Raw genomic sequence first — 18,338 nt, forward strand, 5'->3', positions numbered from 1 at the left:
CCGGAAGCCTCGCGGCTGTTTGGGGATCGATGACTGAGTATGGCCGGGGCCAGGGCCCCGAACCGTGGCACCCCGCGGACCCGCTCTACGGGGACCAGGGGTGGGAAGGTCAGCAGCAGTACCACCAGCAGCCTCAGCAGCCGCAGCAGGCGATGCCCTACGACCAGGGCGGTCAGCCCTACCAGGACCCGTACGCCCAGCAGGGCTACGGGGTCGACCCGTACCAGCAGCAGGCCGCGTACCAGCAGCAGTACCAGCAGCAGGGGTACGTCGACCCGCACGCGCAGATGTACGGCCAACAGGGCCAGGCCCCCGCACAGGCGTACGGTCAGACCGGCTGGGACCAGGGGTACGACACGCCCGGCCAGCCCGGACAGACGTACGACGGCGCCTGGGAGACGGGCCAGGCCGCGATGGCCTACAACACGCCGCCCGCCGATCCGTACGGCGGGCAGCCCGATCTCTACGGCACCCCCGAGGCCTACCCGCCGCCCCAGCCGCCCGGCCGCAGGCAGCAGCCGCCGGAGCCGGTCGTCGACTGGCAGCCGGAACCCGAGCCCGAGCCCGAGCGTGAGTCCGCCGCCCGGCAGGAGCCGGAGGAGTCGCACCCCTTCTTCACCGGCGACGACGACGAGGACGACGAGCCGTCCCCGCGCCGCGGCAGGGGCCGGGGCGGCGACGACCGCGACCGCGAGCGCCGCGGCAAGGAGAAGAAACGCAAGGGCAAGAACGGCATGGCCTGCCTGCTCGTCGCCGCGGTCCTCGTCGGCGGCGTCGGCGGCATCGGCTACTTCGGCTACCAGTTCTGGCAGGGCCAGTTCGGCGAGGCGCCCGACTTCGCGGGCAGCGGTTCCGGCGAGGTCCAGGTCGAGATCCCCAAGGGCGCGTACGGCAACGAGATCGGCAACATCCTCAAGCAGGCCGGCGTCGTGAAGAGCGTCGACGCCTTCGTCGCGGCGCAGAACCAGAACGCCAAGGGCAACTCGATCCAGGCCGGCGCCTACACCCTGAAGAAGGAGATGTCGGCGGAGAGCGCGGTCGCGCTCATGCTGGACCCGGCCAGCCAGGCCAACCTGATCATCCCCGAGGGCAAGCGCAACGCCTGGGTGTACGAGCAGATCGACACCCGCCTCGACCTCGAACCGGGCACCACGAAGGAGCTCGCCTTCGACAAGGCCGACTCCCTCGGCCTGCCCGACTGGGCCAAGGGCCACGACAAGCTCAAGGACCCGCTGGAAGGCTTCCTCTTCCCCGCCAGCTACCCGCTGGCGAAGGGCTCGAAGCCGGAGGCCGCTCTCAAGAAGATGGTGAGCCGCGCCAACCAGGAGTACATGAAGCTGGACCTGGCGGAGAAGGCGAAGGCGCAGGGCCTGAAGGGGCCCTGGGAGCTCCTGACCGTCGCCAGCCTCGTGCAGGTCGAGGGCAAGTACAAGCACGACTTCGACAAGGTGGCCCGGGTGGTCTACAACCGCCTGAAGCCGGACAACTCGGAGACGGCCGGGCGCCTGGAGTTCGACTCCACGGTGAACTACCTCCGGGGGAAGAGCACCCTGGACGTCGGCACCGTCGAGGAGATGCGGAAGATCAAGGACCCGTACAACACCTACGCGTACGACGTGAAGGGCCTCGTCCCCGGGCCCATCAGCAACCCCGGCATCGAGGCGCTGAACTCGGCCATCGCCCCGGCCGACGGGCCCTGGTACTACTTCGTGTCGATCAACGAGAACAAGACGGTCTTCTCCGAGACCCTGAAGGAACACAACCAGAACGTGGCGGAGTACCAGAACGAACGGGAGAAGTCCGGACAGTGAGCACACAGCACCGCGCCGCCGTCCTCGGCTCGCCGATCGCCCACTCGCTCTCCCCGGTCCTGCACCGCGCCGCGTACGCGGAGCTCGGGCTCGACGACTGGTCCTACGACCGCTTCGAGATCGACGAGGCCGCGTTGCCGGGCTTCGTCGGGGAGCTCGACGGCTCGTGGGCCGGTCTGTCCCTGACCATGCCGCTCAAGCGGGCGGTCATCCCGCTGCTCGACGAGGTCAGCGGGACGGCCGCGGCCGTGGAGGCGGTCAACACCGTGGTCCTCCGCGAGGACGGCAGCCGGTTCGGCGACAACACCGACATCCCCGGCATGATCGCCGCCCTGAGCGAGCGCGGCATCGAGAAGGTGGAGTCCGCGGCGATCCTCGGCGCCGGCGCCACCGCCTCCTCCGCGCTCGCCGCGCTGGCCCGGATCTGCGCCGGCCCGGTCACGGCGTACGTCCGCAGCGAGGCCCGGGCGCGGGAGATGCGCGGCTGGGGCGACCGCCTCGGCGTGGACGTCCGCACCGCCGACTGGGACGACGCGGCGGAGGCGTTCGCCGCCCCGCTGGTGATCGCCACCACCCCCGCCGGCACGACCGACACGCTGGCCGCGGCCGTCCCCGACCGCCCCGGCACCCTCTTCGACGTCCTCTACGACCCCTGGCCCACCGCCCTTGCCGCCGCCTGGTCCGACCACGGCGGCAAGGTGCTCGGCGGCCTGGACCTCCTGGTCCACCAGGCGGTCCTCCAGGTCGAACAGATGACGGGCGTCCCGCGCGCCCCCCTGGCCGCGATGCGCGCCGCCGGCGAGGCGGCCCTCGCCGCGCACTGACCCCGCCACGACCCTCCCCACCGCGCGCCCGGCCGTCCGGAACGGCGGGGCGCGCGTCCCGATAGCTGGACCGGAGGCCGGGCCCGCGCCCCGGACGTGGGAGGATCAGGGGTGGCGGGTCAGGGCCGCGCGCCCGGCCCTGCCGTCGCAGTGCCCAGGCGCGAGCATGAGGAGCATCGTTGAGCAGGTTGCGTTGGCTGACCGCTGGGGAGTCCCACGGACCCGCGCTGGTCGCGACGCTGGAGGGCCTTCCCGCCGGCGTCCCGGTCACCACTGAGCTGGTGGCGGACCACCTCGCGCGGCGGCGCCTCGGCTATGGGCGCGGCGCCCGGATGAAGTTCGAGCAGGACGAGATCACCTTCCTGGGCGGTGTCCGGCACGGGCTCTCCCTCGGGTCGCCGATCGCGGTGATGGTCGGCAACACCGAGTGGCCCAAGTGGGAGAAGGTCATGTCGGCCGACCCCGTGGACCCGTCCGAGCTCAAGGAGACCGGCCGCAACGCGCCCCTGACCCGGCCCCGGCCCGGTCACGCCGACCTGGCCGGCATGCAGAAGTACGGCTTCGACGAGGCCCGGCCGGTCCTGGAGCGCGCCAGCGCCCGCGAGACCGCCGCCCGCGTCGCCCTCGGCGCCGTCGCCCGCTCCTTCCTCAAGGAGGCCGCGGGCATCGAGATCGTCAGCCACGTGATCGAGCTGGCCGCCGCCAAGGCGCCGTACGGCGTCTACCCGACCCCCGCCGATGTCGAGAAGCTCGACGCGGACCCGGTCCGCTGCCTCGACGCCGACGCGTCGAAGGCGATGGTCGCCGAGATCGACCAGGCCCACAAGGACGGCGACACCCTCGGCGGCGTCGTCGAGGTCCTCGCGTACGGCGTGCCCGTCGGCCTCGGCTCGCACGTCCACTGGGACCGCCGGCTCGACGCGCGGCTCGCCGGCGCGCTCATGGGCATCCAGGCCATCAAGGGCGTCGAGGTCGGCGACGGCTTCGACCTCGCCCGGGTGCCCGGCTCGCAGGCCCACGACGAGATCGTGAAGACCGACGACGGCATCCGCCGCAGCTCCGGCCGCTCCGGCGGCACCGAGGGCGGGCTCACCACCGGCGAGCTGCTGCGCGTCCGCGCCGCGATGAAGCCGATCGCGACCGTCCCGCGCGCCCTCGCCACCGTCGACGTCGCGACCGGCGAGGTCGCCGCCGCCCACCACCAGCGCTCCGACGTCTGCGCCGTCCCGGCCGCCGGCATCGTGGCCGAGGCCATGGTCGCCCTCGTCCTCGCCGACGCCGTCGTCGAGAAGTTCGGCGGCGACTCGGTCCCCGAGACCCGCCGCAACGTGCGCTCCTACCTCGACAACCTGCACATCCGGTGACCGGCGGCCCGCTGGTCGTCCTCGTCGGTCCGATGGGTTCCGGCAAGTCCACGGTGGGCGCGCTCCTGGCCGAACGGCTCGGCGCGCCCTACCGGGACACCGACACCGACATCGTCGCCGCCGAGGGCCGCGAGATCTCCGACATCTTCGTCGAGGACGGCGAGGAGCGCTTCCGCGCCCTGGAGAAGGCCGCCGTCGCGCGGGCCGTCGCCGACCACCGGGGCGTCCTCGCCCTCGGCGGCGGCGCGATCCTCGACGCCGACACCCGCGCCCTGCTGGCCGGGCAGCCCGTGGCGTACCTCTCGATGGACGTCGAGGAGGCCGTACGACGGGTCGGGCTCGGCGCGGCCCGGCCGCTGCTCGCGGTCAACCCGCGGCGCCAGTGGCGCGAGCTGATGGACGCCCGCCGCACGCTGTACGAAGAAGTCGCGAGCGTCGTGGTCGCCACCGACGCCCGCACCCCCGAAGAGGTCGCCGAGGCGGTCCTCGACGCACTGGAGCTGAAGGACGCATGACCACGGACCAGGAAGTGACCCGCATCCACGTCGGCGGAAGCGCGGGCACGGATCCGTACGAGGTGCTGGTCGGCCGGCAGTTGCTCGGCGAACTCCCCTCCCTCATCGGGGACAAGGCCAAGCGGGTCGCCGTCATCCACCCCGAGGCGCTCGCCGGGACCGGCGAGGCGCTCCGCGAGGACCTCGCCGAGCAGGGGTACGAGGCCGTCGCCATCCAGGTGCCGAACGCCGAGGAGGCGAAGACCGCCGAGGTCGCCGCGTACTGCTGGAAGGCGCTCGGCCAGACCGGCTTCACCCGCACCGACGTCATCGTCGGCGTGGGCGGCGGCGCGACCACCGACCTGGCCGGCTTCGTCGCCGCGACCTGGCTGCGGGGCGTGCGCTGGATCGCCGTCCCCACCACCGTCCTCGGCATGGTCGACGCGGCCGTCGGCGGCAAGACCGGCATCAACACCGCCGAGGGCAAGAACCTCGTCGGCGCCTTCCACCCGCCGGCCGGTGTCCTGTGCGACCTCGCCGCGCTGGAGTCGCTGCCCGTCCACGATTTCGTCAGCGGGCTGGCCGAGATCATCAAGGCCGGCTTCATCGCCGACCCGGTGATCCTCGACCTCATCGAGGAGGACCCGCAGGCCGCCCGTACGCCCGCGGGACCGCACACCGCCGAGCTGATCGTCCGGTCGATCCAGGTGAAGGCCGACGTCGTCTCCGGCGACCTCAAGGAGTCCGGCCGCCGCGAGATCCTCAACTACGGGCACACCCTCGCGCACGCCATCGAGAAGAACGAGCGGTACAAGTGGCGCCACGGCGCCGCCGTCTCCGTCGGCATGGTCTTCGCCGCTGAGCTGGGCCGCCTCGCCGGCCGCCTCGACGACGCCACCGCCGACCGGCACCGCGCGATCCTGGAGTCCGTCGGCCTGCCGCTCACCTACCGCGGCGACCAGTGGCCCAAGCTCCTGGAGACGATGAAGGTGGACAAGAAGTCCCGCGGCGACCTGCTGCGCTTCATCGTCCTCGACGGGCTCGCCAAGCCGTCCGTCCTGGAGGGCCCGGACCCGGCCGTCCTCGTCGCCGCCTACGGGGAGCTCTCCGCATGAGCGAGGCCCGCCGCGTCCTGGTGCTGAACGGACCGAACCTCGGCCGGCTGGGCTCGCGCGAGCCCGACATCTACGGCGCCACCTCCTACAAGGGGCTCGTCGAGTCCTGCCGGGAGCTGGGCGCCACGCTCGGCTTCGACGTCGAGGTCAGGGAGACCAACGACGAGGGCGAGATGATCCGCTGGCTGCACGAGGCCGCCGACGGGCGCGTGCCCGTCGTCCTCAACCCCGGCGCCTTCACGCACTACTCGTACGGGATGCGGGACGCGGCCGCGCAGCGCACCGCCCCGCTGATCGAGGTGCACATCTCGAACCCGTACACCCGCGAGGAGTTCCGGCACACCTCCGTGGTGGCCGCCGTGGCGAGCGGCACGGTCGCCGGTTTCGGCATCGGCTCGTACCGGCTCGCCCTGCGCGCCCTCGCCGAGGAGCTCGACCCCCAGGTCTGAGCGGTACGCGGAATCCCGGGGCGGCCGTCGTGAGACGACCGCCCCTCCGCGCACGCCCGTCCGGGACGGCCGGGCACTTTCGTCGGGGTCCCGCCCGTTCCCCGAGCGGGGGGACGGGGCGGTAACGTTTTGGCATCCCCGGGCGACCGGAACGGGCCACGGAAGTCGCGGCACCGACCGGCCGCCCACACCGACGCACCAGGCCGACGAGACGGAGTGGCACCGGATGCAGCACGCAGTGGGGGGACCGCTGCCCTCGCCCGAGCGGCCGGGCCGGACGCCCGGTCCGATCCCGGCCGGCGGCCACGGTCCCGTACCCCCGCCCCCGCAGGCCGCCCCTTACCCGGGGCCGCCGTCCGGCGCGCCCGGCGGGCGGCTCGGCGTGCACCCGGCCGTGCAGCCGGGCCCGCCCCCGCCGCCCGCCCAGGGACCCGGCGGCGCGGGCTGGGGCACCGCCGGGGCCGTACCGCCGTCCGCCACCGCCGGATCCGTGCCACCGCCCGGCCCCGCGGGCCTGTCCCCGCACGTCACCGGGGGAGTGCCGCTGGCGCCCCCGATGCCGCTGTACGAGCAGGGGCCCGGCACCGGGACCGCGACCCTCGCCGTCCTGCTGATCGGGCCGGCCGGCGCGGGCAAGACCACGGTCGCCCGGCACTGGGCGCGCCGGCGGCCCGTCCCCACCGCCCACATCAGCCTCGACGACGTGCGGGAGTGGGTGTGCTCCGGCTTCGCCGACCCCCAGTCGGGGTGGAACGACCACTCCGAGGCGCAGTACCGGCTCGCCCGCCGCACCTGCGGCTTCGCCGCCCGCAACTTCCTCGCCAACGGCATCTCCTGCATCCTCGACGACGCCGTCTTCCCCGACCGCCCCGTCGTCGGCCTCGGCGGCTGGAAGCGGCACGTCGGCCCCGGACTGCTGCCGGTGGTCCTCCTGCCCGGCCTGGACGTCGTCCTGGAGCGCAACGCCCAGCGCTCCGGCAACCGGCGCCTCTCCGACGAGGAGGTCGCGGCGATCCACGGCCGGATGGCCGGCTGGTACGGCTCCGGGCTGCCGATCATCGACAACTCCGCGCTCGACGTGGAGGGCACCGCCCGGCTCCTCGACGAGGCGCTGGCCCGGGCGATAGCCGCGCCGCCCGCCGGCTGACCGGTTCCCCGGTCGGACGCCGCCGACAGGCCGGGGCGGGGCCGCGCTCGTAGGCTCGGATACATGTCACAGGTGTATGCGGACCGCCGGGTCAGGCTGCGCGACCGGGTCGCGGCAGCGGGCAGCGCGGCGGCCCTGGTCTCCCGTCCCGCCAACGTCCGCTATCTCGCCGGCGGCGCCCCGCCCGGAGCCGTCCTGATGGTCGGCCCCGAGCCGGGCGCCGACGTGCTCCTCCGGCCCACCGCGAGCGAGGGCGAGCCCCTCGACGGGCGGCTGGACGAGCACCTCAGGCAGCAGCAGCTCCCGCTCGGCGGCGGTGATCCGGCGGTGGCCGCCGCCGAACTCGCGCGCCGGTCCGGAGCCGACGGCCTCGCCGTCGAGGAGCACCACCTGACGGTGGCCCGCCACCGGAGCCTCGGCGCCGCCGCCCCCGGGCTCCGCCTCGCCGACCTCGCCTGCGCCGTCGAGCAGCTGCGGGTGGTCAAGGACGAGGACGAGATCGGCTGTCTGCGGATCGCCGCCGAGATCGCCGACCAGGCGCTCGGCGAGCTCCTGGAGTCCATCCTGGTCGGCAGGACCGAGCGCCACCTCGCCCTCGAACTGGAGCGGCGGCTCGTCGACCACGGCGCCGACGGGGCCGCCTTCCCCACCTCGGTCGCCACCGGACCCCACTCCGGCCGGCGCGGCCACCGCCCCACCGACCGCCGGGTCGAGGAGGGCGATTTCCTTTCGGTCTGCCTCGGCGCGGACTACCGCGGCTACCGCTGCGAGATCGGCCGGACCTTCGTCATCGGCACCGCCCCGGCCGACTGGCAGATCGAGCTGTACGAGCTCGTCTTCGCCGCTCAGCGGGCCGGCCGGGAGTCCCTCGTGCCGGGCGCCGAGTACCGTGACGTGGACCGCGCGGCCCGCCAGATCCTCGACTCCGGGGGGCACGCGGCGACCGCCGTACCCCTCACCGGACACGGGGTCGGGCTCGAAATCGACGAGGACCCGCAGCTGTCCCCCTCGGCCATGGGTAAACTGGACGCTTGTGTGCCGGTCACCGTCGAACCGGGGGTCCACCTCCCGGGCCGGGGCGGGGTCCGGATCGATGACACGCTCGTCGTGCGCCAGGAGGCGGACGGCGGACCCGAGCTACTCACCATCACGACCAAGGAGCTGCTCGCGCTGTAGAGCGCGTACGCCTCCTCGGTCCCACGTCAGTCCAGGAGATTCCGCAACCGTGGCTTCCACGAACGACCTCAAGAACGGCATGGTGCTCAAGCTCGACGGGGGCCAGCTCTGGTCCGTCGTCGAGTTCCAGCACGTCAAGCCCGGCAAGGGCCCGGCCTTCGTGCGCACCAAGCTCAAGAACGTGCTGTCCGGCAAGGTCGTCGACAAGACCTTCAACGCCGGCGTGAAGGTGGAGACCGCGAACGTCGACAAGCGCGACATGCAGTTCTCCTACATGGACGGCGACTACTTCGTCTTCATGGACCTGGACACCTACGACCAGCTCCACATCGACCGCAAGGTCGTCGGCGACGCCGCCAACTTCCTCATCGAGGGCTTCACCGCGCTCGTCGCGCAGAACGAGGGCTCCGTGCTCTACGTCGAGCTGCCGGCCGCCGTCGAGCTGGTCATCGCCGAGACCGAGCCGGGCGTCCAGGGCGACCGCTCCACCGGTGGCACCAAGCCCGCCAAGCTGGAGACCGGCCACGAGATCCAGGTCCCGCTCTTCATCACCACCGGTGAGAAGGTCAAGGTCGACACCCGCACCAGCGACTACCTCGGCCGGGTGAACAGCTAACCGTGGCCGCCCGGAGCAAGGCCCGCAGGCGGGCCTTCCAGATCCTGTTCGAGGCCGACCAGCGCGGCACTTCGGTGCAGGAGGTCCTCGCGGACCAGATCCGGCTCCACCGTGCCGACGAGCGCCAGCCCGCGGTCGGTGACTTCACCATGCAGCTGGTCGAGGGGTACGCGCAGTACATCGCCCGGATCGACGAGCTCATCGCCACCTACGCGGTGGACTGGGACCTCGACCGGATGCCGGCCGCCGACCGCAGCATCGTGCGCCTCGGCGCGTACGAGCTGATCTGGGAGGACGGCACCCCGGACGCGGTGGCGATCGACGAGGCGGTGCAGCTCGCCAAGGAGTTCTCCACGGACGACTCCCCGTCCTTCGTCAACGGCCTCCTGGGGCGCTTCAAGGACCTGAAGCCCCGGCTGCGCCGGGACGTGGACGCCTAGTCCCGAACGGCCCGTCGAAGGGGCCCGCGGCACCTCGGTGCCGCGGGCCCCTTCGCATGCCCGGGGTCCTCGTTCCTCGCGTTAGCCCGAAAGGGTGAGGGGTGGGGACGCGAAAGCGCCGGGCCCGTGGCGTCGGATGACGTTCCACGGGCCCGGCGGCACGTTTCTGCAAGGGGGTGGGTGCTCGGGAGGAGCTGTCAGTTCTCCTCGTGGGCGACGGCGCGGCGCGCGTCGGCGTCGAGCACGCCCCAGCTGATCAGCTGCTCGGTCAGGACCGAGGGGGACTGGTCGTAGATGACGGCCAGGGTGCGCAGGTCGTCCTGGCGGATCGACAGCACCTTGCCGTTGTAGTCGCCGCGCTGCGACTGGATCGTCGCGGCGTAGCGCTGGAGCGGGCCGGCCTTCTCCTGCGGGACGTGGGCGAGGCGCTCCAGGTCCAGGACCAGCTTCGGCGGCGGCTCGGCGGCCCCGCCGGGGGTGGTGCCGGGCAGCAGCTCCTGCACCGGCACGCCGTAGAAGTCCGCCAGCTCGGCCAGGCGCTGCACGGTCACGGCGCGGTCGCCGCGCTCGTACGAGCCGACCACGACGGCCTTCCAGCGGCCCTGGGACTTCTCCTCCACGCCGTGGAGGGACAGGCCCTGCTGGGTGCGGATGGCGCGGAGTTTGGCCCCGAGCTGCTTTGCGTATTCGCTGGACATAACGCTCCCGGACGCTGTGACGACATGCGGCTGCGCCGCGCGGCTGGTAACTCACTGTGAGGTTACGCAGCGTTACTCTTTCCCGTCAAGCCGAAAGGGCCTCGCCACCCCCTCCCGGGGGACGGTCCGCCGCAGGTCGGAGCGGGGGAGGGGGGTGCGGGGAAAGCCCGTGCGGGCCGCCCTGCTAAAGTGGACGCCGTACATCCGACGTCCTTTAAGAGCCGTCCCGTGAGGCGGAGAAGGAGGTCCTTTTTCCATGGACACGCAAGCGCACACCGATGAGGCGCGGCCCGTTCTCGAGGCCCCCGACATCGCCCGGGTCCTGACCCGGATCGCCCACGAGATCGTCGAGCGCGCCAAGGGCGCCGACGACGTGGTCCTCCTCGGCATCCCCACCCGTGGCGTCTTCCTCGCCCGGCGGCTCGCCGAGAAGCTCGAATCGATCACCGGCACCGAGGTCCCGGTCGGTTCGCTCGACATCACCATGTACCGCGACGACCTGCGGATGAAGCCGGCGCGCGCCATCGGCCGCACCGACATCCCCGCGGAAGGCGTCGACGGCCGCCTCGTCGTCCTCGTCGACGACGTCCTCTTCTCCGGCCGCACCATCCGCGCCGCCCTCGACGCCCTCGGCGACATCGGCCGCCCCCGCGCGGTCCAGCTCGCCGTCCTCGTCGACCGGGGCCACCGGGAGCTGCCGATCCGCGCCGACTACGTCGGCAAGAACCTCCCCACGTCGCTGCGGGAGACCGTCAAGGTCCAGCTCGCCGAGGAGGACGGTCGCGACACCGTGCTGCTCGGCGGCAAGTCCGCCTAGCCGGACCGGCCACCCCGCGGGACCACGGCACCCCCGTGTGCCCCCGCATGCCCTCACGCCTCCCCACCCCGGAGAGAAACCCCGATGATGCGTCACCTCATCTCGGCCGCCGACCTCACCCGCGACGACGCCGTCCTGATCCTCGACACCGCCGAGGAGATGGCCCGGGTCGCCGACCGGCCCATCAAGAAGCTTCCGACCCTCCGCGGCCGGACCATCTGCAACCTCTTCTTCGAGGACTCCACCCGGACCCGGATCTCCTTCGAGGCCGCCGAGAAGCGCCTCTCCGCCGACGTCATCAACTTCGCGGCCAAGGGCTCCAGCGTCTCCAAGGGCGAGTCCCTGAAGGACACCGCGCAGACCCTGGAGGCGATGGGCGTCGACGCCGTCGTCATCCGGCACGGCGCCTCCGGAGCCCCCTACCGCCTGGCCACCTCCGGCTGGATCGACGCCCCCGTCATCAACGCGGGCGACGGCACCCACCAGCACCCCACCCAGGCCCTCCTGGACGCCTTCACCATGCGCCGCCGCCTCGTCGGCCGCGACGCCGGTCTCGGCAGGGACCTGGACGGCAAGCGGATCACCCTCGTCGGCGACGTCCTGCACAGCCGGGTCGCCCGCTCCAACGTCGACCTGCTGCACACCCTCGGCGCCGAGGTCACCCTGGTGGCCCCGCCCACCCTCGTCCCCGTCGGCGTCGAGACCTGGCCCTGCGAGGTCTCGTACGACCTCGACAGGGTGCTGCCGAAGTCCGACGCGGTCATGATGCTGCGTGTGCAGCGTGAGCGGATGAACGCCGCCTTCTTCCCGACCGAGCGCGAGTACTCGCGCCGCTACGGGCTCGACGGCGAGCGGATGGCGAAGATGCCCGAGCACGCCATCGTCATGCACCCCGGCCCCATGGTCCGCGGCATGGAGATCACCGCCGAGGTCGCCGACTCCGACCGCTGCACGGTCGTCGAGCAGGTCGCCAACGGCGTCTCCGTCCGGATGGCCGTCCTCTACCTGCTGCTGGGCGGCTCCGAGCCGGCCGCGGCCCCCGTCACCACCGCCCGTACCGAGGAGAGCAAGTAAAGATGAGCAAGATCCTTATCCGTGGTGCGAAGGTGCTGGGCGGCGAGCCGCAGGACGTCCTGATCGACGGCGAGACCATCGCCGAGGTCGGGATTGGCCTGTCCGCCGAGGGCGCGACCGTGATCGAGGCCGACGGCCGGATCCTCCTCCCGGGCCTCGTCGACCTCCACACCCACCTGCGCGAGCCCGGCCGCGAGGACTCCGAGACCGTCCTCACCGGCACCCGCGCCGCCGCCTCCGGCGGCTACACCGCCGTCTTCGCCATGGCCAACACCCACCCCGTCGCCGACACCGCCGGCGTCGTCGAGCAGGTCTACCGGCTCGGCAAGGAGGCCGGCTACTGCGACGTGCAGCCCATCGGCGCCGTCACCGTCGGCCTGGAGGGCAAGAAGCTCGCCGAGCTCGGCGCCATGCACGACTCCGCCGCCGGCGTCACCGTCTTCTCCGACGACGGCAAGTGCGTCGACGACGCCGTGATCATGCGCCGCGCCCTGGAGTACGTGAAGGCCTTCGGCGGCGTCGTCGCCCAGCACGCCCAGGAGCCCCGCCTCACCGAGGGCGCCCAGATGAACGAGGGCATCGTCTCCGCCGAGCTCGGCCTGGGCGGCTGGCCGGCCGTCGCCGAGGAGTCGATCATCGCCCGCGACGTCCTCCTCGCCGAGCACGTCGGCTCCCGCGTCCACATCTGCCACCTCTCCACCGCCGGCTCCGTCGAGATCGTCCGCTGGGCCAAGTCCCGCGGCATCGACGTCACCGCCGAGGTCACCCCGCACCACCTCCTCCTCACGGACGAGCTGGTCCGCACGTACAACCCGGTCTACAAGGTCAACCCGCCGCTGCGCACCGAGCGCGACGTGATGGCGCTGCGCGAGGCCCTGGCCGACGGCACGATCGACATCGTCGCCACCGACCACGCCCCGCACCCGCACGAGGACAAGGACTGCGAGTGGGCCGCCGCCGCCATGGGCATGGTCGGCCTGGAGACCGCGCTCTCCGTCGTCCAGCAGACGATGGTGGAGACCGGCCTCCTCGACTGGGCCGGCGTCGCCGACCGGATGTCCGCCGCCCCGGCCCGCATCGGCCGGGCCACCGGCCATGGACGACCCGTCTCGGCTGGTGAGCCCGCCAACCTGGTCCTCGTCGATCCGGCTTACCGTGGGACCGTGGACCCCGCGGACTTCGCCTCCCGCAGCCGCAACACCCCCTACGAGGGCCGCGAGCTGCCGGGTCGCGTCACCCACACCTTCCTGCGGGGCCGGGCAACGGTCATGGACGGGAAGTTGGCGTGACACACCACATCGCAAGCGCGGCCCTCGCCGCGGAGCAGAAGTCGGCAGAGGTGACCGACTGGGCAGGCCGGATCGGCTGGGTCGTCGGACTCCTGCTCTTCGTCGTCCTCGTCTACTGGCTCATGCGCCAGGGCTGGAAGTGGCGCGGCAGCCTCCAGTCGGACCTCCCGCCGCTCCCCGAGCTGCCGGACGCGCCCGGCGAGGCGAAGCTGACGGCGGCAGGCCGCTACCACGGCTCCACCACCGCCGGACAGTGGCTCGACCGGATCGTCGCCCACGGCCTCGGCACCCGCAGCCGCGCCGAGCTGACGCTCACCGACGCCGGGATCTCGGTCGTCCGCCCCGGGGCGAACGACTTCCTGATCCCCGCCGCCGCCCTGCGCGAGGCCCGCCTCGACAAGGGCATCGCCGGCAAGGTCCTCGCCGAGGGCGGGCTCCTGATCGTCACCTGGGAGCACGGCTCCACCCTCCTCGACTCCGGCTTCCGCTCCGACCGCGCCGCCGGACACACCGCCTGGGTCGAGGCCATCAACTCCATGATCGACACCCCGATGATCGACACGACGGAAGGCATCGCACGATGACGACCTCCACAAGGGGAGCCCAGGCTCCCGCCGTACTCGTCCTGGAGGACGGCCGCACCTTCCGCGGCCGCGCCTACGGGGCCGTGGGGGAGACCTTCGGCGAGGCCGTGTTCTCCACCGGCATGACCGGCTACCAGGAGACCCTCACCGACCCGTCGTACGACCGCCAGATCGTCGTCGCCACCGCCCCCCAGATCGGCAACACCGGCTGGAACGACGAGGACGACGAGTCCGGCCGCATCTGGGTCTCCGGCTACGTGGTCCGCGACCCCGCCCGCATCCCGTCGAACTGGCGCGCCAAGCGCAGCCTCGACGACGAGCTGGTCGCCCAGGGCGTCGTCGGCATCTCCGGCATCGACACCCGCGCCCTCACCCGCCACCTCCGCGAGCGCGGCTCCATGCGCGCCGGCGTCTTCTCCGGCGAGTCCCTGGCCCCCGAGGCCGAGCTGCTCGCCCGCGTGCAGGCCCAGCCGCAGATGAAGGGCGCCAGCCTCTACGAGGAGGTCGCCACCAAGGAGCCGTACGTCGTCCCCGCGATCGGCGAGAAGCGCTTCACCGTCGCCGCGATCGACCTCGGCATCAAGGGCATGACCCCGCACCGGATGGCCCAGCGCGGCATCGAGGTCCACGTGCTGCCCGCCACCGCCACCGTCGAGGACGTGTACGCGGTGGCCCCGGACGGCGTCTTCTTCTCCAACGGCCCGGGCGACCCGGCCACCGCCGACGGCCCGGTCGCGCTCATGACCGCCGTCCTGGAGCGCAGGACCCCGCTCTTCGGCATCTGCTTCGGCAACCAGATCCTCGGCCGCGCGCTCGGCTTCGGCACCTACAAGCTGAAGTACGGCCACCGGGGCATCAACCAGCCCGTCCAGGACCGGACGACCGGCAAGGTCGAGGTCACCGCGCACAACCACGGCTTCGCCGTCGACGCGCCCCTCGACAAGGTCTCCGAGACCCCCTTCGGCCGCGCCGAGGTCTCCCACGTCTGCCTGAACGACAACGTGGTGGAGGGCCTCCAGCTGCTCGACCAGCCCGGCTTCTCCGTCCAGTACCACCCCGAGGCGGCCGCGGGCCCGCACGACGCCGCGTACCTCTTCGACCGCTTCGTGACCCTCATGGAGGCCGAGCGTGCCTAAGCGCACCGACATCCAGTCCGTCCTGGTCATCGGCTCCGGCCCGATCGTCATCGGCCAGGCCGCCGAGTTCGACTACTCCGGTACCCAGGCCTGCCGGGTCCTCAAGGCCGAGGGCCTGCGGGTCATCCTGGTCAACTCCAACCCGGCCACGATCATGACCGACCCGGAGATCGCCGACGCCACCTACGTCGAGCCGATCACCCCCGAGTTCGTCGAGAAGATCATCGCCAAGGAGCGCCCCGACGCCCTCCTGCCCACCCTCGGCGGCCAGACCGCGCTCAACACCGCGATCTCCATGCACGAGCAGGGCGTCCTGGAGAAGTACGGCGTGGAGCTCATCGGCGCCAACGTCGAGGCCATCCACAAGGGCGAGGACCGCGACCTCTTCAAGGGCGTCGTCGAGGCCGTCAAGGCCAAGATCGGCCACGGCGAGTCCGCCCGCTCGGTCATCTGCCACACCATGGAGGACGTCCTCGCCGGCGTCGGGACGCTCGGCGGCTACCCCGTCGTCGTCCGCCCCTCCTTCACCATGGGCGGCGCCGGCTCCGGCTTCGCCCACGACGAGGAGGAGCTGCGCCGCATCGCCGGCCAGGGCCTCACGCTCTCCCCGACCACCGAGGTGCTCCTGGAGGAGTCCATCCTCGGCTGGAAGGAGTACGAGCTGGAGCTGATGCGCGACAAGCACGACAACGTCGTGGTCGTCTGCTCCATCGAGAACTTCGACCCGATGGGCGTCCACACCGGCGACTCCATCACCGTCGCCCCGGCGATGACGCTCACCGACCGCGAGTACCAGATCCTCCGCGACGTCGGCATCGCGATCATCCGCGAGGTCGGCGTCGACACCGGCGGCTGCAACATCCAGTTCGCCGTCAACCCCGACGACGGCCGCGTCATCGTCATCGAGATGAACCCGCGCGTCTCCCGCTCCTCGGCGCTCGCCTCCAAGGCCACCGGCTTCCCGATCGCCAAGATCGCGGCCCGGCTCGCCGTCGGCTACACGCTCGACGAGATCCCGAACGACATCACCGAGAAGACCCCGGCGTCCTTCGAGCCCACGCTCGACTACGTCGTGGTCAAGGCGCCCCGCTTCGCCTTCGAGAAGTTCCCCTCCGCCGACTCCACGCTGACCACGACCATGAAGTCGGTCGGCGAGGCCATGGCCATCGGCCGGAACTTCCCCGAGGCCCTCCAGAAGGCCCTGCGCTCCCTGGAGAAGAAGGGCAGCCAGTTCGCCTTCACCGGCGAGCCCGGCGACAAGGCCGAACTGCTCCGCGAGGCGGTCCGCCCCACCGACGGCCGGATCAACACCGTCATGCAGGCGATCCGCGCCGGCGCCACCCCGGAGGAGGTCTTCGCGTACACGAAGATCGACCCGTGGTTCGTCGACCAGCTCTTCCTGATCAAGGAGATCGCCGACGAGCTCGCCGCCGTCGAGAAGCTGGAGCCGGAGCTCCTGGCCGAGGCCAAGCGCCACGGCTTCTCCGACGCCCAGATCGCCGAGATCCGCGGCCTGCGCGAGGACGTCGTCCGCGAGGTCCGGCACGCCCTCGGCGTCCGCCCGGTCTACAAGACGGTCGACACCTGCGCCGCCGAGTTCGCCGCCAAGACCCCGTACTTCTACTCGTCCTACGACGAGGAGTCCGAGGTCGCGCCCCGCGACAAGCCCGCCGTGATCATCCTCGGCTCCGGCCCGAACCGCATCGGCCAGGGCATCGAGTTCGACTACTCCTGCGTCCACGCCTCCTTCGCCCTCAGCGACGCCGGCTTCGAGACCGTGATGGTCAACTGCAACCCGGAGACCGTCTCCACCGACTACGACACCTCCGACCGGCTCTACTTCGAGCCGCTCACCCTGGAGGATGTCCTGGAGATCGTCCACGCCGAGTCCCTCGCGGGCCCGATCGCCGGTGTGGTCGTCCAGCTCGGCGGCCAGACCCCGCTCGGCCTCTCCCAGGCCCTCAAGGACAACGGCGTGCCGGTCGTCGGCACCTCCCCGGAGGCCATCCACGCCGCCGAGGACCGCGGCGCCTTCGGCCGCGTCCTGGAGGAGGCCGGCCTGCCGGCCCCCAAGCACGGCACCGCCACCACCTTCGCCGGCGCCAAGGAGATCGCCGACGAGATCGGCTACCCGGTCCTCGTCCGCCCCTCGTACGTCCTCGGCGGCCGCGGCATGGAGATCGTCTACGACGAGGCGCGCCTGGAGGCGTACATCGCCGAGTCCACCGAGATCAGCCCCACCCGGCCGGTCCTGGTCGACCGCTTCCTCGACGACGCCATCGAGATCGACGTCGATGCCCTCTACGACGGCGAGGAGCTCTACCTCGGCGGTGTCATGGAGCACATCGAGGAGGCCGGCATCCACTCCGGCGACTCGGCCTGCGCCCTGCCCCCGATCACCCTCGGCGGCTTCGACATCAAGCGGCTGCGCGCCTCCACCGAGGCCATCGCCAAGGGCGTCGGCGTCCGCGGCCTGATCAACATCCAGTTCGCCATGGCCGGTGACATCCTCTACGTCCTGGAGGCCAACCCGCGCGCCTCCCGGACCGTGCCCTTCACCTCCAAGGCCACCGCCGTCCCGCTCGCCAAGGCCGCCGCCCGCATCTCGCTGGGCGCGACCATCGCCGAGCTGCGCGCCGAGGGCCTGCTGCCGAAGACCGGCGACGGCGGCACCCTGCCGCTCGACGCGCCGATCTCCGTCAAGGAGGCCGTGATGCCGTGGTCGCGCTTCCGCGACGTGCACGGCCGCGGCGTGGACACCGTCCTCGGCCCGGAGATGCGCTCCACCGGCGAGGTCATGGGCATCGACGCCGTCTTCGGCACCGCCTACGCCAAGTCGCAGGCCGGCGCCTACGGCCCGCTGCCCACCAAGGGCCGCGCCTTCATCTCCGTCGCCAACCGCGACAAGCGCTCGATGATCTTCCCGGCCCGCGAGCTGGTCGCCCACGGCTTCGAGCTCATGGCCACCTCCGGCACCGCCGAGGTCCTCAAGCGCAACGGCATCAACGCCACCGTCGTGCGCAAGCTCAGCGAGGGCGAGGGCCCGGACGGCGAGAAGACGATCGTCCAGCTCATCCACGACGGCCAGGTCGACCTGATCGTCAACACCCCGTACGGCACCGGCGGCCGCCTCGACGGCTACGAGATCCGTACGGCGGCGGTGGCCCGCGGCGTCCCGTGCCTCACCACGGTCCAGGCGCTCGCCGCGGCCGTGCAGGGCATCGACGCCCTCAACCACGGCGGCGTCGGCGTCCGTTCCCTCCAGGAACACGCCGAACACCTGACCGCGGCCCGCGACTAGCAG

17 protein-coding genes are annotated in these 18,338 nt (G+C 72.3%); 16 read left to right on the forward strand and 1 reads right to left on the reverse strand.

Going from position 1 to position 18,338, the window contains the following annotated elements; translation table 11 throughout:
• Nucleotides 1-29: 29 nt before the first annotated feature.
• From mltG to nusB, 10 genes are all read left to right on the forward strand, one after another.
• Nucleotides 30-1,811: an endolytic transglycosylase MltG gene (gene mltG, locus ACFYT9_RS32410; RefSeq protein WP_389169345.1), complete on the forward strand. Its 1,782-nt coding sequence runs from the start codon at nucleotides 30-32 to the stop codon at nucleotides 1,809-1,811.
• A complete protein-coding gene (locus ACFYT9_RS32415; RefSeq protein ID WP_389169347.1) occupies nucleotides 1,808-2,635 on the forward strand; it encodes a shikimate dehydrogenase in 828 nt (275 codons plus the stop codon). Before mltG ends, ACFYT9_RS32415 begins: the two co-directional genes overlap by 4 nt.
• 179 nt (nucleotides 2,636-2,814) lie before the next feature.
• Nucleotides 2,815-3,999: a chorismate synthase gene (aroC, locus tag ACFYT9_RS32420; RefSeq protein ID WP_389169349.1), complete on the forward strand. Its 1,185-nt coding sequence runs from the start codon at nucleotides 2,815-2,817 to the stop codon at nucleotides 3,997-3,999.
• Entirely contained in the window at nucleotides 3,996-4,514 is a 519-nt protein-coding gene (locus tag ACFYT9_RS32425) for a shikimate kinase (protein ID WP_376597560.1), read from the forward strand. Before aroC ends, ACFYT9_RS32425 begins: the two co-directional genes overlap by 4 nt.
• Entirely contained in the window at nucleotides 4,511-5,608 is a 1,098-nt protein-coding gene (gene aroB, locus ACFYT9_RS32430) for a 3-dehydroquinate synthase (RefSeq protein WP_376597562.1), read from the forward strand. Before ACFYT9_RS32425 ends, aroB begins: the two co-directional genes overlap by 4 nt.
• Nucleotides 5,605-6,057, forward strand: coding sequence for a type II 3-dehydroquinate dehydratase (gene aroQ, locus ACFYT9_RS32435; protein ID WP_387278546.1), 453 nt, complete (start codon nucleotides 5,605-5,607; stop codon nucleotides 6,055-6,057). Before aroB ends, aroQ begins: the two co-directional genes overlap by 4 nt.
• A 226-nt stretch (nucleotides 6,058-6,283) precedes the next feature.
• Nucleotides 6,284-7,204, forward strand: coding sequence for an AAA family ATPase (locus ACFYT9_RS32440; RefSeq protein ID WP_389169352.1), 921 nt, complete (start codon nucleotides 6,284-6,286; stop codon nucleotides 7,202-7,204).
• Between the two features lie 63 nt (nucleotides 7,205-7,267).
• Nucleotides 7,268-8,380, forward strand: a complete 1,113-nt coding sequence (locus ACFYT9_RS32445) for a M24 family metallopeptidase (RefSeq protein ID WP_387278550.1) — start codon at nucleotides 7,268-7,270, stop codon at nucleotides 8,378-8,380.
• A 49-nt stretch (nucleotides 8,381-8,429) separates the two neighbouring features.
• Nucleotides 8,430-8,996: an elongation factor P gene (efp, locus tag ACFYT9_RS32450; protein WP_189849825.1), complete on the forward strand. Its 567-nt coding sequence runs from the start codon at nucleotides 8,430-8,432 to the stop codon at nucleotides 8,994-8,996.
• Nucleotides 8,997-8,998: 2 nt separating this feature from the next.
• Nucleotides 8,999-9,436 carry a transcription antitermination factor NusB gene (nusB, locus tag ACFYT9_RS32455; RefSeq protein ID WP_376597570.1) on the forward strand — a complete coding sequence of 146 codons (438 nt, stop codon included), beginning with the start codon at nucleotides 8,999-9,001 and terminating at the stop codon, nucleotides 9,434-9,436.
• Nucleotides 9,437-9,633: 197 nt separating this feature from the next.
• Here the strand turns inward: nusB and bldD are convergent, their stop codons facing one another.
• On the reverse strand, nucleotides 9,634-10,134 hold the full coding sequence (gene bldD / locus ACFYT9_RS32460) for a transcriptional regulator BldD (RefSeq protein ID WP_015032294.1): 501 nt from the start codon (nucleotides 10,132-10,134) through the stop codon (nucleotides 9,634-9,636).
• Nucleotides 10,135-10,390: 256 nt separating this feature from the next.
• Here bldD and pyrR point away from each other — a divergent pair, with 256 nt between their 5' ends.
• From pyrR to carB, 6 genes are all read left to right on the forward strand, one after another.
• Nucleotides 10,391-10,951 carry a bifunctional pyr operon transcriptional regulator/uracil phosphoribosyltransferase PyrR gene (pyrR, locus tag ACFYT9_RS32465; RefSeq protein WP_387277851.1) on the forward strand — a complete coding sequence of 187 codons (561 nt, stop codon included), beginning with the start codon at nucleotides 10,391-10,393 and terminating at the stop codon, nucleotides 10,949-10,951.
• Nucleotides 10,952-11,035: 84 nt separating this feature from the next.
• On the forward strand, nucleotides 11,036-12,025 hold the full coding sequence (locus tag ACFYT9_RS32470) for an aspartate carbamoyltransferase catalytic subunit (RefSeq protein ID WP_389169355.1): 990 nt from the start codon (nucleotides 11,036-11,038) through the stop codon (nucleotides 12,023-12,025).
• 2 nt (nucleotides 12,026-12,027) lie between these two features.
• Nucleotides 12,028-13,314, forward strand: coding sequence for a dihydroorotase (locus tag ACFYT9_RS32475; RefSeq protein WP_376599887.1), 1,287 nt, complete (start codon nucleotides 12,028-12,030; stop codon nucleotides 13,312-13,314).
• Nucleotides 13,311-13,898, forward strand: coding sequence for a hypothetical protein (locus tag ACFYT9_RS32480; protein WP_376599889.1), 588 nt, complete (start codon nucleotides 13,311-13,313; stop codon nucleotides 13,896-13,898). Before ACFYT9_RS32475 ends, ACFYT9_RS32480 begins: the two co-directional genes overlap by 4 nt.
• Nucleotides 13,895-15,034 carry a glutamine-hydrolyzing carbamoyl-phosphate synthase small subunit gene (gene carA / locus ACFYT9_RS32485; protein ID WP_376599890.1) on the forward strand — a complete coding sequence of 380 codons (1,140 nt, stop codon included), beginning with the start codon at nucleotides 13,895-13,897 and terminating at the stop codon, nucleotides 15,032-15,034. The genes ACFYT9_RS32480 and carA overlap by 4 nt, the downstream gene beginning before the upstream one ends.
• A complete protein-coding gene (gene carB, locus ACFYT9_RS32490) occupies nucleotides 15,027-18,335 on the forward strand; it encodes a carbamoyl-phosphate synthase large subunit (RefSeq protein ID WP_387277844.1) in 3,309 nt (1,102 codons plus the stop codon). The genes carA and carB overlap by 8 nt, the downstream gene beginning before the upstream one ends.
• The last annotated feature ends 3 nt before the right edge of the window (nucleotides 18,336-18,338 follow it).

Source organism: Streptomyces sp. NPDC004435 (assembly GCF_042873895.1).
Classification (GTDB): Bacteria; Actinomycetota; Actinomycetes; order Streptomycetales; family Streptomycetaceae; genus Streptomyces.